The sequence below is a fragment of the Lautropia mirabilis genome (assembly GCF_900637555.1).
In the GTDB taxonomy this organism is placed as follows: domain Bacteria; phylum Pseudomonadota; class Gammaproteobacteria; order Burkholderiales; family Burkholderiaceae_E; genus Lautropia; species Lautropia mirabilis.
Genome location: NZ_LR134378.1, coordinates 1471074 through 1485928, shown reverse-complemented (window position 1 = coordinate 1485928; position 14855 = coordinate 1471074). Strand labels below are relative to the sequence as shown.

The window sequence follows — 14855 nt, the reverse complement described above, 5'->3', positions numbered from 1 at the left end:
CGGCAGAGATCAGATGCGACAACGGCGGCGCAGGTTGCGCAGCCATTCGGACCAGCGCCAGCTGCGTGAATGCAGCAGCGTCTGGACCTGGGCTTCCAGTTCCTCGATCTTCTGCCGGCTGGCGTCGATACGCTTCAGGCCATCGGTCAGTTCCTGGCTGCACTCTGCCAGCTGCTGGCGCAGCACCTGGGCATTCTCTTCGGCCGCCTGGGCCCGCTGCCGCTGTTCGTGCAGTTCGGTTCCCTGAGCAGCCAGGCTGTCCAGCACCATGGGCACCGGCCGGCGGGTGCCAGTATAGAGGCCGTGGCTGACGGCACGCACCGAAACAGCCATCAGGAAGGTCTCTTCCAGTGCCAGCCATTGCTGGACATCTTCGGGCGTCGCATAGTAGCCACAGCGATCGGCCAGGGCGATGACGACCCTGGGAATGGAGCCCAGGGTGTCTCGCGGGACCAGGCCAACCTGCAGACTGTGCATGACGCCGCGCGTGAGTACCCAGCCAGCCGGAACCGGGCAGGACACCACCCACTCCTGGTCGATGATCTGCTGGCGTCCCGTGCCTTCGTTGATCAGGATGTTGAAAGGCACCATGTCCATCAGGTTGCCGGGCAGCACCAGCTGGCGCAGCGGGCGACCACGCTCGCCAATGCCTGCCGCACCAGGGGCATATCCTGCAGCACCTGCGTCCGGGACGGCCTCGGTGGACTCCCCTGTGGTCCCTGCGGCATCAGCCCCCTGCTCCGATGCCGCAGCCAGCAAAGGCGAGGTGCCGACTTCAGCAGAAGACAGGAGGGTCTCGCACCAGGGACGCAATGCCTCGACCATGGCCGGCACGTTGCCTTCGCGCACATGGGCGACCAGAGCGCGCCAGGCCAGCTGACGACCCGGGAAGTAGTCGGAATCGGCAGTTTCCAGCGTGATGGTGTGCCCGTCAGCCAGCGGCAGGGATACGGGTTCATCGGGCAGGATGCGGCGTTTGGTGACGCGGATCCCGCCCTGTGCCTGCGGAATGAAGCGGGTCTCGGTGGCCATGCCCCGATGACGGTGAACGGCCGCAAAGGTCCAGGCCAGGGCAGCGGGCTGCCAGGGTGCAGCAGCGGCCGGTTTGCCCGAGGCAGCGCGGGCATTTCGGCCCTTGCCCTTCCCTGCTGCCTTCTCGACCGGCAGGGGGTGCTGAGCCACCACCAGGAAGGAGTTGCTGAAGTCACCCAGCAGACCGTTCTCTTCCAGAACGCGGTTGACCAGGGCCTCATCGAAGACGCGATGACGGTTGTCGTTGTAGTCTTCGCTGTCGTTGCGCAGCAGCAGGTCGAAGGCGTTGAAGTCGGGGTGCTTCAGCGCCGCATCGGTCAGCACGATGCTGGGGACCTTGTAGTCCGGATACGGATACAGCCACTGCTGCTGTTCCAGACCGGCACGGGCCAGCACCTGCGAAAGCGCCTGACGCCCGAAGGTGCGCGGCCCACCCGTCTTCTGGTAGAGATCCTGGATGCCGGAGAACGGCTTGCCCAGGTGATCTTCCCCGCAGCCGTTGAAATACTTCAGGCCCAGCTGGTTCTCGATGGCCACCACCAGCCGGCCCCCCGGCTTGAGGTGACGCACCGCTGCCGCCAGGTAGGACTGGTAAGGATCCGGTGCCCCGGAATAGGCGGCGGCATATTCCAGCACACCGATCAGCGTCACCCAGTCGTACTGGCCTTCCACGTCCACAGCCTGAAGGTCATCGGCAATGACGGTGACATTGGGCAGGTCGGCACATCGAGCGGCCGCCACACGGGCGCGGGCCAGGCTGCCTTCCACGGCCGTGACCTGTGCACCGGTCTCACCCAGGTAACGGGTGATGGCGCCGGTGCCGCAGCCCAGCTCCAGCACGCGGTCCTGGGGGCCGATATCCAGCGGGCGCACCAGACAGTGCCGTGCCCGGCTGAAGTGGTAGCGGGTGGACCAGTCGACGATGTTCTCGAGATAACCGGGCGCAAAGGTGCTGCGGTCGTCCAGACCTTCCACGATGTCGAGCAGCCGCTGTTCGGCCTCGGCGCCTTCCGAATAGCCGAAGGCCTCGGCCCCCGGACGGAAGTACAGGTTGTAATCTGCGTCTTTCTGGTAGCTCATGTGTCTGCCTGAATGTCCACACGCATGTCGAAATCTGCCAGACCGTAGCAGCGGGACTGCCGGCTGACGTGCATCAGGATGCTGTCGTAGCGCCGGTCCAGCGGCTCGACCTCTCCGCCGCCGATCTCCTGGGCCACGCCCAACGACAGCAGGAAGTCGCCGGCGCCGATGCGCAGGTCCAGCGAGAAGACCACGCGCACGGTCTGTCCTGCCCTGGCCGGCTGCATGACCGGGCCGTCGGGGAAGTCGCGCGAGTTGCTGCCATAGACGGTCACGCCGTCGGGCGTCTTGATGGTGAGGCCATAGATGGGAGCCGGTACGTCCACACGGAACCGCACCCAGGCCACCACCATCACCTGTTCGCCGGTGTTGAGGCGCACGGTGTGGTCCACACCGTTGGTGGTGACCATGAAGTCGACAATCTCGACTTCACGGCTGCCCCAGCGGTATTCATCACTGTTGTAGCCAGGGCGCTCCTCGAAGCGGCCGGGCGGATGGCCCACGGGCAGCAGCGACAGCGGAGATGTGTTGCGGCCACGGGCAACAGCATGAGCGGCAGACGCACCGTCGTGCCCGGCCGAAGCCGCCGTGCCCTCTTCCTGCTCGACCGCCCCCTGCGCATCGCCCCGATCCTGATCCGTCTGCAGGGCGCCGCCAGCGGCAGTCTTGCCGTCCTTGGCATCATCCCCCTTCCCGGCCTTCTTCGTGTCCTCGACCTTGCGCTGCACGCCGAAGAGCAGGTCCAGATAGGTGTTGGCCACGTCCTTGGGAGGCCCCTCCTGGTGCACCACGCCGCCTTCCAGCAGGATGGCGCGGTCACAGTGACGGGTGATCTGCTCGGTGGAATGGGTGACCAGCAGGATGGTGGTGCCGCGCGAGACCAGCTCCTCGAACCGGCGGAAGCACTTGGCCTGGAACTTGGCGTCCCCCACGGCCAGAGCCTCGTCGACGATCAGCACGTCGGGCTCGACGCAGGCCGAGACGGCAAAGGCCAGCCGCACGTACATGCCGGACGAGTACGACTTGACGGGCCGATCGATGAACTCGCCGATGTCGGCAAAGGCTTCGATATCGGCAAAGCGCCGGGAGATTTCCTCTCGGCTGATACCCAGGATGGCCCCATTGAGGTAGACGTTCTCGCGTCCGGAGAACTCGGGATTGAAGCCCGCGCCCAGCTCCAGCAGCGCGGCCACGCGGCCACGGATGTCGACCTGACCGGCAGTGGGCGTGAGCGTGCCGCACAGGATCTGCAGCAGCGTGCTCTTGCCGGCGCCGTTACGGCCGACGATGCCAACGGTCTCGCCCCGGCGCACAGTGAAGTCCAGCCCCTTCAGAGCCCAGAACTCGCGGAAGTACTGCGGCGGGGTGCGCCCCACCAGACGGGCCAGACGGCCCATCAGCAGCTGCTTGAGCAGGTGGCCCGGGCCGTCGTAGAGCTGGAAGCACTTGGACAGGCCCGACACGCGGATGGCCACATCGCTGTCCAGCGTGGGCTCGGCAGGCACGGGGGCGGCCTGGCCGGCGAAGACCGGGTCGGCCACATCAGCAGGATGGCCAGCGGCAGGACTGCCCTCACGGGCTGGGGTACGGGTATCAGAGGACATCGGCGAACCCCTTGCGGATGCTCTGGAACCAGACAAAGCCCAGCCAGGCGAACAGCGCCATGCCGGCGGTGAACATGCCCCACTCGGTCCAGTCGGGCTGGTTGCCCCAGATGAGCACGTCACGCGACTGCACCATGGGCAGCGTGAGCGGGTTGAGCTTGACCCACGGGCGCATGGTCTCGGGAATGGCCTCGATGGAGAAGAAGGCCGGCGAGACGAACAGCATGATGGTGAGCACCACGCCGATGGCCTGGGCAATGTCGCGCACGTAGACACCCAGCGCGGCCAGCCACCAGCTGGCCCCCAGCGAGAAGAGCAGGAGCGGCAGCCACACCAACACGATGAGCGGTGCGGTGAGCGGGATGCCGCCTTCCATGATGAGCAGTGCCACCAGCAGCACCGCCATGCTGACACCAGCCTGGAAAAGCGCCGAAAGCAGGCTGACGACCGGCAGGATCTCCAAGGGGAACACGACGCGCTTCACGTAGCTGGGGTTGCCCAGGATGAGCGACGGCGCCCGCCCGGCCACCTCGGAGAACAGCGTGTGCACGATGACGCCAACAAACAGGATGATGGCGAAGTCGGTATGGCTTTGCTGGGCCCCGGTATGCCAGCGGGCCTTGAACACCACCGAGAAGACGAAGGTGTAGACCACCAGCATGAGCAGCGGGTTGAGCAGGGACCAGAACACGCCCATGACCGAGCCGCGATAGCGGGCGACGATCTCGCGCCGGGCCATCTGCAGGATGAGCGTGCGGTGCCGCAGCAGTGTGGACACCATGAAGCCCGGCGAGACGGGCGTGGCAGCGTGTGGATTCAACGGTGGGAAGTCCGCAACGAAGAAAGGCTGCCGGACGGGACGACCGGAAGCGGCAGCGGGTTGATTATTATCCGGGAATGCCCAGGCTCATGGTCCGGCACCTATGCCCCGACATCTGCCGGCGTGACATCCGTCACACACGGCGGCCCCCGCCCGGATTGCCCCTGGCTCCGTGGCATGGCCATGGATGAGCGCAGGGCAGCAGCCGGAGCGTTTCCCCGCATTCTACGGCCTTGACCCCCTCCGACCGTCGCCAAGGCCCCAGGGAAGGCCGCCTTCACGGCAAAACCTTACAGGCGCAAGAATGCCGTTACACACCCGTACCCTGGTGCAAAATGAAGGGCGCAGCATCCGCCCCGCCCGAGGCCTGCTGCCCGCCTGCCCGTGAAGTCTCCAGCCCCAGGAAAGCCGCGCCTGCCCATGTCCTCATTGCCCTCCTCCTCCCACGCCCTTCTCGCCTCGCTGCGGGCAGCCTTCTCGGGCCGAATGGTTTCCGACCCGGCCGGGATGGCCCCCTGGTTGCGTGACTACCGCCAGCGCTGGGGCGGGCCGGCTCTGGCGGTGGTGCAGCCCGACAGCACGGCGGACGTGGCGGCCGTGGTGCGCTGGTGCGTGGAACACGACGCGGTGATCGTGCCGCAGGGAGGCAACACGGGGCTCACCGGCGCGTCGGTGCCGCTGGGTGTTCCGCCCTCCAGGCTCCCGTCGGGGGCCCCGCCAGCTTCAGCGGACAAGGCGCCGTCCGATGACCTGGATCCATCGCAGGCACGGACCACGGGCGGCGCAGACGCCCGGCTCCGCCCCGTGATCCTGCTGTCACTGTCACGAATGCAGCAGGTCCGCAGCGTGGATGCACTGGCCAGCACGATGGTGGTGGAGGCCGGCTGCACGCTGCAGGCGGCTCAGGAAGCCGCCGCGGCGCATGGACGGCTGTTTCCGCTGTCGCTGGCCTCGGAGGGCAGCTGCACCATCGGCGGCAACCTGGCCACCAACGCCGGCGGGGTGCAGGTGCTGCGCTACGGCAACATGCGCGAGCTGTGCCTGGGACTGGAGGTGGTGACGGCCGACGGCCAGGTCTGGCATGGCCTGAACCGGCTACGCAAGAACAATACCGGCTATGACCTGCGTGACCTGTTCATTGGCGCCGAGGGTACGCTGGGCATCATCACGGCGGCCGTGCTGAAGCTCTACCCGCAGCCGGCTGGCCAGGTGGCAGCGCTGGTGCAGCTGGAATCGCCCGAGCAGGCGCTGGCGCTGCTGGCGCAGGCCCAAGGCCGACTGGCGGCCGAGCTGACCGCCTTCGAGCTGATATCGGACGCGGCGATGCAGCTGGTGCTGAAGAACATCCCCGGAAGCCGGCTGCCTTTTGAAGCGTATCCTGCCGACGCCCCCCTGCCCTGGTACGTGCTGCTGGAAGTCAGCAGCCTGCACAGCGAGCCGGCGGCACAGGAAGGACTGGAAGCGGTGCTGTCCGAGGCACTGGCCGACGGGCGGGTGCAGGATGCAGTGATCTCGCAGTCGCTGGCGCAGTTTGAACAGCTGTGGGCGTTGCGCGAAAACATATCCGCCGCGCAGAGCCACGAAGGCAAGAACATCAAGCATGACATCTCGGTGCCGATCTCGCGCATCGGTGAATTCATCGAAGCAGCATCACGGCAGATTCGCCAGGCCTACCCCGATGCGCGGCTGATCGTTTTCGGGCACCTGGGGGATGGCAACCTGCATTTCAACGTGGCTCCCCATGCACGTTTTGCCCAGCACTATGATGAGGCCTTTGCCCGCGACGAGGCCCTGGTGAACCGGCTGGTGCATGATCTGGTGGCAGCGTACGAGGGCGCCATCTCGGCCGAACACGGCATTGGCGTGCTGCGTCAGGCAGAACTGGTGCGCTACAAGCAGCCGCTGGAACTGCAGATGATGCGCGCCATCAAGCAGGCACTGGACCCGCAGGACCGGATGAACCCCGGCAAGCTGCTGCCCACGCCGTATACACGAACGCCATACCACTGAAAATCGTTGCAAGAAGCCAACAACGTGGCACTCCTATAATGGCCGGTTCCGTTTTTCATTCTTTTTGATAGAGCCATGTCGAATCCTGCCGAGTCTGCCAAAGCGCCGCCCGTTGCCATCATCACCGGGGCTGGCAGCGGCATCGGCCGGGCCGTGGCTCGCGCCTTTCTGGAGGCCGGCTACGCGGTGGCGCTGGCCGGTCGGCGCGAACATGCGTTGCAGGAAACCGTGCAGCTCTGGTTGCAGCATGGTGCCCCCCGGCCCGACATGCAGGACGGCGCCACGGCCGAAGCGGATTCCGGTCCGAACGGAAAACGCAGCCGTACCGCCTTGTCGGAACGCACGACTGACACCACAGCCACCACGCAACCCCGTGATGCGGCCCGCGCACTGGTAGTTCCCACCGATGTGACCGATCCGGACGCCGTGAATGCCCTCTTTGACCGGACGGTGGCGCATTTCGGGCGTGTGGACGTGCTGTTCAACAATGCCGGCATCGGTGCACCGGCCGTGCCGCTGGAAACGCTCTCGCCCGCACAGTGGCGCGCTGTGGTGGACACCAACCTGAACGGGCCGTTCTTCTGCACCCAGGCGGCCTTCCGGGTGATGAAGGCGCAGACGCCACGCGGCGGGCGCATCATCAACAACGGTTCGGTGTCGGCACATGCCCCCCGACCGATGACCATGCCCTACACGGCCACCAAGCACGCGATGACCGGCCTGACGAAGGCGGCCTCGCTGGATGGTCGCGCCTGGGACATTGCTTGCGGGCAGATCGACATCGGCAACGCCATGACCGAGATGGCGCGGCCCATGGCCGAAGGCATCCTGCAGGCCGATGGCCGCGTGGCCTCCGAGCCGACCATCGACGTGGCGCTGGTGGCACAGGCGGTGCTGGACATGGCGCGACTGCCCCTGTCGGCCAATGTGCAGTTCATGACGTTGATGGCCACCAAGATGCCACTGGTTGGCCGCGGCTGACCATCGGCCATGACCGGCGCGCAGACACGACAGGTTGTTGTGTTGCAACCAACAGCGCCCGCTGGTGCCACGAAAACGGCCAGGTAGCCCCTGCCTGGCTGGCAGACCTGTGGCGGGCGGACAATGCCCGCCAACCGGAAGGATTCATGATGAAGAAAACACCCCGCTCTCTGGCACGCCCGCGGCTGACAACGCTCACCCTGGCACTGGGCAGCTCCCTGCTGCTGCAGCCCACGGCACAGGCCGAGACACTGCGCGAGGCCGTGAGCATCGCGCTGGGCCAGCACCCGCAGGTTCTGGGGGCACGCCGCAACGCCGAGGCCATCCGCCACGAGGTGACGGGCGCCGCCAATGCCATGAACACCCGCTTCGGCGTGATTGCCGAGCCTTCAGTGGGCTACACGCGTGGCCAAGGTCGCGACCGTCGCTCGGGCGATCTGGGGGCCCAGGCCGTCAAGCCGATCTATGACGGCGGCCGCACCGACAACGAGACCGACCGCCAGCGCGCCCGTCTGTCCAGTGCCAACTACAGTACCGAAGCCTCGCGCGACGACATCGCACTGCGCGTGGCCGATGCCTATATTGAAGTGGCAAAGCAGCAGCAGCTGGCAGAGCTGGCCCACGACTACGTGGACGGTATCGCCGCGCTGCAGCGACGCGTGCAGGAGATCGTGCGCATCGACCAGGGGCGCGGCTACGACCTGCTGCAGACCGATTCCCGACTGGCGCAGGCCCGCCTCACGCTGGCCGACCGCGAGGGCCAGCTGGCGGAAGCGCGCGAGGCACTGGCGCAGCTGGTGGGTCAACCCATCCAGGGCGTGACCAGCACGGAACCCCCGGGCGAGCCGATCCGCAGCCTGCAGGACGCGATGGACCTGCTGAACATGCACCCGTCGATCCTGGCACGTCGCGCCGAGGTGACGGCCGCCCGAAAGGCGGCTGCCGTGGCCGATGCCTGGACCAAGCCGACCGTCAACCTGCGCGCACGCGTGACCAGCCCCCGCGATTTCGATGGCAAGCGGAAATGGTTCGGTGGCTACGATCTGGGTCTGGTGACCGACTGGAGCCCCTTCGATGGGGGCGTGGGCGCTGCCACGGCGGCGGCGGCCAATGCACAGGTGCTGACGGCCGAGGAAGCCGTGGCCAGCACGCGCCGTGCGCTGCAGACCGACGTGGCCCGCCACTGGACGCAGATCCAGTCGCGCGTGGGACGCGTGGGCACGCGTGCCGAGCTGGTGGAGAGCACGCGCCAGGTGCGTGCTGCCTACTGGGAACAGTTCCAGATCGGCAAGCGCAGCATCATCGACCTGCTCAACGCCGAGAACGAGATCTACGCCGCACGATTGGGTGCCGCTACTGAACACGCCGAGCTGACCCAGGCCCGCTACCGGCTGCTGGGCGCCACCGGGCAGCTGCTGCCGCGCCTGGGCATCGCGCCACTGCCGCCGGTGACTGACAGTGAACAGACACAGGCACAGCAAAGGAACGGAATTCCGCCATTGCCGGAACTGAACTGAAGACATGAGCACACAAGCACAGCCCCCCCAGGGCCATGAAGGACGGCCCGAACAGCCAGCCCAGCCGCTGAACGCCACGATGACGCAGCCGCAGCCCGATCCGCTGCTGACAGCGCTGTCGCAGATGCTGGCGCGCTTCGACATCCACAAGAGCGAAGAGGCACTGGCGACCGGCATTCCGCACGAGCGGCCCCTGCAGCCGGCAGGCATGATGCGCATCGCCGAAGCCCATGGCTGCAAGGTGCGCATCCAGCATCGGGACCTCACCCAGATCAACCCACTGCAGCTGCCCGTGGTGCTTCTGCTGCAGGACCTGCGCGCGTGCCTGCTGCTGGACTGGCGCAATGACGGCAAGGCCGTGATCCTGCCCTGTGAGCCGGGCGCCATCGAACTGGAAGTGACGCACGCCGACCTGCAGAAGCAGTACATCGGCACCTGCCTACTGATCCGTCCGGCCATTGCCGAGGACAAGCGCAGCCCGATCGAGATCGACCGTCCGAAGGGGCACTGGTTCTGGAGCACGATCTGGCGCTTCCGCGGCTACTACGCCCAGGCGGCCGTGGCGGCGCTGCTGATCAACGTGCTGGCGCTGGCGGGCACCTTCTTCACGATGAACGTGTATGACCGGGTGATCTCCAACCAGGCCTACACCACGCTGTGGGCACTGGCCAGCGGCGTGATGGTGGCCATGCTGTTCGAGTACCTGGCCCGCAACCTGCGCAGCTGGCTCATCGACAATGCCGGCAAGAAGGCTGACCTGCTGCTGGGCTCGATGCTGTTCCGGCAGGCGATGATGTCGCGGCTGGAGAACCGGCCACAGTCGGCCGGCGCCTTTGCCAACACGATCCGCGAATTCGAGTCGGTGCGTGACTTTGCCACGTCGGCCACGCTGGCCACGCTCACCGACCTGCCCTTCGTGCTGATGTTCGTCTGGGTGATCCACATGATCGCCGGACCGCTGTTCTGGGTGCCGCTGGCCTGCATTCCCATCCTGGTGATCGTGGGCGGGCTGGCGCAGATTCCGCTGTCGCGCTATGTGAAGGAACACCTGCGGGAAGGTTCGATCAAGCAGGGCATTCTGGTGGAGACGCTGGAAAGCGCCGAGGCCATCAAGGCACTGCGCATGGAAAGCCAGGTGCAGACCCGCTATGAACGCGCCGCCGCGCTGACGGCCCGCACCTCGATGAAGAGCCGCAGCATCACGGCGATGGTGAACAACTTCACTGCGCTGCTGCAATCGATGTGCACGGTGGCGATGGTGGTGTGGGGCGTGTACCTGATCGGCGACGGCACGCTGACGATGGGTGCGCTGATCGGTGCGGTGATCCTGGCCGGGCGCACCATTGCGCCGGCGGCCAGCATCACGGCGCTGGCGGTGCGCTACCAGCAGGCCCGCACGGCGCTGTCATCGCTGAACCGGGTGATGAACACCCCCACCGACCGCGATCCGGAACGCAACTACCTGCGCAAGCCCACCACCGCGGGCGCACTGGCGGCCGAAGGCATCAGCTTCCGCTATGACCCGATGTCGCCGGACTCGGTGCGTGACCTGAGCATGACGCTGAACCCGGGCGAACGGGTGGCGGTGCTGGGCCGCATCGGCAGCGGCAAGTCGTCGCTGCTGAAGGTGCTGGCCGGCCTCTATCTGCCACGCGAGGGCTCGGTGAAGCTTGACGGCATCGAGCTGCAGCAGATCGAACCGGCCGACGTGCGCCGCCACGTACTGTACGTGGGCCAGGACACGCGGCTCTTCTTCGGCACGCTGCGCGAGAACCTGAAGGCGGGTAACCCGCACATCGACGACGATTCGATGATGCGCATCGCCGATGCCTTCGGCGTGCACCAGATCGCCAGCCGCCATCCGCGCGGCTACGACATGCCGATCGGTGAAGGCGGCAACGGCCTGTCGGGCGGTCAGCGCCAAGCCGTGGCACTGGCCCGGGCCGTCATCGCCAATCCGTCGGTGATGCTGCTGGACGAGCCCACCAGCGCGATGGACTCGGCCACCGAGACGATGGTGATGCAGGCGCTTTCCAGACTTTCCACGCGGCAGACGATGGTGTTCGTTACCCACAAGCTTCAGCTGCTGGACTTCGTGAACCGGGTGATGATCATGGACGCAGGCGTGCGGGTGGCCGATGGGCCGAAGGAAGCGGTGCTGCAGGCACTGAAAGAAGGCAAGATCCAGGGAGTTCGTCGTGTCTGAGCAGAAACCCAATGAAGGGCGTGCCGTGGTGCCCTCCCCTGCCCAATCCGGTCAGTCTGGCGCCGCCGGGCGCTCGGCCCAGCGTGCCGTGGCCACCGCCACCCCTCAGGCCGTCCAGCCGCGCGACACCTTCGCCCACCCCGTGTACGCGGGCAGTGGCAGCGACTTCGACTTCATGCGCGACATGCAGCAGGCGATGGTCAACGATCGCCAGAAGAGCAGCTTCCTGCTGCTGGTGCTGATGGTGGCGCTGCTGGTGTCGGCCGCCATCTGGGCCCACTACAGCAAGCTGGAAGAGATCACCAAGGGGGATGCGCGCATCATCGCGTCCAGCCGCGAGCAGGTGATCCAGTCGCTGGAAGGCGGCATTCTGGCGGAGATGCTGGTGCGCGAAGGCGCCACGGTCGAGAAAGGCCAGCCGCTCTTGCGCATTGACGAGACCAAGGCACGTTCGTCCTACAAGGAAGGTCTGAGCAAGGTGATCAGCCTGAAGGCATCGGCAGCGCGTTTGCGCGCCGAGGCCCGTGGCACGCCGCTGAAGTTCCCGGAGGACGTGCTGGCCGATGCCGAGGTGGTCGACAACGAGACCGACACCTACAACGCCCGGCGTGATTCGCTGCAGCAGGCCATCGCCACGTCCAAGGCCAGCCAGGCGCTGATCGGCCGCGAGATCAACATCACCAAGCCGATGGTGGCCAAGGGTCTGGTGGCCGAGACCGAGCTGCTGCGCCTGCAACGGCAGTACAACGACCTGCAGGCCGCCATGCAGGAGCGCATCAACAAGTACCGCGTGGATGCCGCCAACGACCTGTCCCGTGTAGAGGCCGAACTGGCCCAGGTGCAGGAGGCGCTGACGGCCCGCCAGGACCAGGTGACGCGCACGGTGCTGACCGCACCGGTGCATGGCATCGTGAAGAACATCCGGATGAACACGCGCGGCGGGGTGATCCAGCCGGGTCAGGACATCATGGAGATCATTCCGCTGGAGGACCAGCTGCTGGTGGAGGCCAAGATCCGCCCGCACGAGGTGGCCTTCCTGCGACCCGGGCTGCCGGCCACGGTGAAGATCTCGGCCTATGACTACGCCATCTACGGCGGCCTGCACGGCAAGGTGGAGCTGATCAGTCCCGACACGCTGCGCGACGACGAGCAGCGCTCGGCCGGCAACGACCGCTACTACCGGGTGCTGGTGCGCACCACCAGCTCGACGCTGCACGCGGGCGGCAAGGACCTGCCGATCATCCCCGGCATGACGGCTGCGGTGGAGATCCGCACCGGCGAGAAGACGGTGATGGACTACATCCTGAAGCCGATCCTGAAGATGCGCGAGGCGTTCAGGGAGCGGTGACACTTTGACCGGTGTGGCCGTTGGCCCGACAATGCCGGCATGTCATCCCCTACCCTCTTTCTCGGGCTGCTGGTCCTGGCAGCCCTTCTCGTCGGGCTTTTCGTGGCCTGGCCCCTGCTGCGCCGGCGTCCCGCCGGCATCGATGCCCCGGCGGCCGACGCCGCCCGGCTGAATCAGGACATCATCCGTGAACGCCGCCAGAAGCTCGACGAGGAGCTGGCGGCCCTGCCCGAAGGCTCGCCCGAGCGCGAGGCGCTGATGCGCGAGTTCGCCGCCGGTGCACTGGCCGACCTTGCGCCAGCCGACACCCCTGGCGCCCCAGTCGATGCCCCCCGCCGGCGCCAGCTGCTGGCCGTGGTGTTCATCACCCTGCTGGTGGCGCTGCCACTGGCCTTCTACCGCACCACCGGCATGCCCGAGGCCGTGGCGCCCGACTTCGCCGAGAAGTCGCAGATGCCGGACGTGAACAGGATGCTGGCCCAGCTGGAAGCCCGGCTGGAGGCCGAACCGGAGATGGTGGAAGGCTGGCTGATGCTGGGCCGCTCACGCCTGGCGCTGGGCGAAGGCGACAAGGCGGTGGAGGCGCTGGAGCGGGCGCTGAAGCTGGACAGCGAGGATCCGGCACTGGCAGCGCAGATCCGTACCGACCTGGCTGACGCACTGGGCCGGCAGGCCAATTCCCGGCTGGAGGGCCGCCCCTGGGCACTGATCCAGGAGGCGCTGGCACGCCAGCCCAACCACCCGAAGGCCATGGCGCTGGCCGGCGCCTATCAGCTGAGCCAGAACCGCCCTGCCCAGGCGCTGGCCTATTGGGAGCCGCTGCTGCAACAGCTGAAACCCGGTACCCCCCAGTATGAGCAGGTGGAGCAATACATCGCCGGCGTGCGGGCAAAGGCCAATGCCGGAAAGCCGGCCAATGCGCCTTCTCCGGGTGGAAAGGCCGCCCAGCCATGATGCAGGTCACCGGCATCCGCATCGAGCGCGGCCAGCAGGTGCTGGTCGACGGGCTGGATTTCTCGGTTGCGGCGGGCAACGCGCTGATGCTGCGCGGCCCCAACGGCAGCGGCAAGTCCACCCTGCTGCGGGCGCTGCTGGGGCTGACGCCGGTGCAGGCGGGGCAGATTCAATGGCAGGATGACCGTTTTGCGCCGGGCAGCGGCCGACTGTGCACCCACGCCCTGTGGCTGGGCCATGCGCATGGGCTGAAGGGAGAACTGTCGGCCATCGACAATCTGGAGCTGCTGGCCGGGCTGGACGGCACCCGTCCCACCCGCGCGCAGTTGCGTCAGGTGCTGGAACGGGTGGCGCTGGGCAAGCGGCCGAACGTGGAGACCCGCCGGCTCTCGCAGGGCCAGCGGCAACGGCTGGCGCTGGCGCGGCTCCTGCTGTCACCGCACCGGCCGCTGTGGCTGCTGGACGAGCCGTCGGCCGCCCTGGACACCGAGGGCAGCACGCTGCTGGACACCCTGCTGGAAGAACACCTGGAGGGCGGCGGCAGCGCGCTGATCGCCACCCACCTGCCGGTGCTGGCGGCGTGCCAGCCGGCCGAACTGTGGCTGGGGGACAATCGCGCATGAAAACCGCCCCTGCCACCTTTGCCTGGGCACTGAAGCGCGATCTGCGCATTGCCCTGCGTCGCCGGGCCGACACGCTGAACCTGCTGGGCTTCTTCGTGCTGGCCTGCCTGATGGTGCCCTTTGCCGTGGGCCCGGAGACCGACTGGCTGGCGCGCCTGGGCCCCGGGATCATCTGGGTGATGGCACTGCTGGCACAATTGACGGCTTTGCCGATGCTGTTCGCCAACGACCATCAGGACGGCAGCCTGGAGCACATGCTGGCCAGCGGCCGCTCGGCCACCGCGCTGGTGGCAGGCAAGCTGCTGGCGGTGTGGCTGGTCTCGGCGCTGCCGCTCATCGTCATCACGCCAGTCATGGCACTGGCCCTGTCGGTGGACCTGCCACGCACGGGCCTGCTGGTGCTGACGCTGCTGCTGGGTACCCCCACCCTGCTGGTGCTGGGCGCCATCGGTGCGGCGCTCACGCTGGGGGTGCGGGCCGGTGCCGCCCTGGTGGCGCTGCTGTGCCTGCCGCTCTATGTGCCGGTGCTGATCTTCGGCGCCGGGGCGGTGGACATGGTGACGGCCGGCCTGTCGCCGGATGCGCACCTGGCGCTGCTGGCGGCCGGCATGGTGCTGGCCACCTGGGGAGGCCCCTACCTGGTGGCGCTGGCGCTGCGCACCTCATTGGAGTGATATCCC

At 67.2% G+C, this 14855-nt stretch carries 11 protein-coding genes; 8 read left to right on the top strand and 3 right to left on the bottom strand.

The window, feature by feature from the left end:
- Window positions 1-9 precede the first annotated feature (9 nt).
- Genes EL249_RS05940 through EL249_RS05930 form a run of 3 tightly spaced genes read right to left on the bottom strand, consistent with a single transcriptional unit; the run spans window position 10 to window position 4536 of the window.
- Complete coding sequence (locus EL249_RS05940) at window positions 10-2112, bottom strand: class I SAM-dependent methyltransferase (RefSeq protein ID WP_005673717.1); 2103 nt, start codon at window positions 2110-2112, stop codon at window positions 10-12.
- A complete protein-coding gene (locus tag EL249_RS05935) occupies window positions 2109-3716 on the bottom strand; it encodes an ABC transporter ATP-binding protein (RefSeq protein WP_083799505.1) in 1608 nt (535 codons plus the stop codon). The genes EL249_RS05940 and EL249_RS05935 overlap by 4 nt, the downstream gene beginning before the upstream one ends.
- Window positions 3706-4536 (bottom strand): ABC transporter permease, encoded by an 831-nt coding sequence (locus tag EL249_RS05930; RefSeq protein WP_005673719.1) that lies wholly within the window; start codon window positions 4534-4536, stop codon window positions 3706-3708. The genes EL249_RS05935 and EL249_RS05930 overlap by 11 nt, the downstream gene beginning before the upstream one ends.
- Window positions 4537-4956: 420 nt before the next feature.
- Between EL249_RS05930 and EL249_RS05925 the strand changes: the two genes are divergently transcribed.
- From EL249_RS05925 to ccmB, 8 genes are all read left to right on the top strand, one after another.
- Entirely contained in the window at window positions 4957-6546 is a 1590-nt protein-coding gene (locus tag EL249_RS05925; protein ID WP_005673720.1) for an FAD-binding oxidoreductase, read from the top strand.
- Window positions 6547-6621: 75 nt separating this feature from the next.
- Window positions 6622-7527 carry an SDR family oxidoreductase gene (locus tag EL249_RS05920; protein WP_005673721.1) on the top strand — a complete coding sequence of 302 codons (906 nt, stop codon included), beginning with the start codon at window positions 6622-6624 and terminating at the stop codon, window positions 7525-7527.
- A 146-nt stretch (window positions 7528-7673) separates the two neighbouring features.
- Window positions 7674-9044, top strand: coding sequence for a TolC family protein (locus EL249_RS05915; protein WP_005673722.1), 1371 nt, complete (start codon window positions 7674-7676; stop codon window positions 9042-9044).
- Window positions 9045-9048: 4 nt separating this feature from the next.
- Window positions 9049-11250: a type I secretion system permease/ATPase gene (locus tag EL249_RS05910; RefSeq protein ID WP_005673723.1), complete on the top strand. Its 2202-nt coding sequence runs from the start codon at window positions 9049-9051 to the stop codon at window positions 11248-11250.
- The gene (locus EL249_RS05905) at window positions 11243-12598 is read left to right on the top strand and encodes an HlyD family type I secretion periplasmic adaptor subunit (RefSeq protein ID WP_232002046.1); all 1356 of its coding nucleotides are present in this window, start codon (window positions 11243-11245) and stop codon (window positions 12596-12598) included. The genes EL249_RS05910 and EL249_RS05905 overlap by 8 nt, the downstream gene beginning before the upstream one ends.
- 39 nt (window positions 12599-12637) lie before the next feature.
- On the top strand, window positions 12638-13552 hold the full coding sequence (gene ccmI / locus EL249_RS05900) for a c-type cytochrome biogenesis protein CcmI (RefSeq protein ID WP_005673725.1): 915 nt from the start codon (window positions 12638-12640) through the stop codon (window positions 13550-13552).
- Window positions 13549-14175: a heme ABC exporter ATP-binding protein CcmA gene (gene ccmA, locus EL249_RS05895; protein ID WP_005673727.1), complete on the top strand. Its 627-nt coding sequence runs from the start codon at window positions 13549-13551 to the stop codon at window positions 14173-14175. Before ccmI ends, ccmA begins: the two co-directional genes overlap by 4 nt.
- Window positions 14172-14849 (top strand): heme exporter protein CcmB, encoded by a 678-nt coding sequence (gene ccmB / locus EL249_RS05890; RefSeq protein ID WP_005673728.1) that lies wholly within the window; start codon window positions 14172-14174, stop codon window positions 14847-14849. The genes ccmA and ccmB overlap by 4 nt, the downstream gene beginning before the upstream one ends.
- The last annotated feature ends 6 nt before the right edge of the window (window positions 14850-14855 follow it).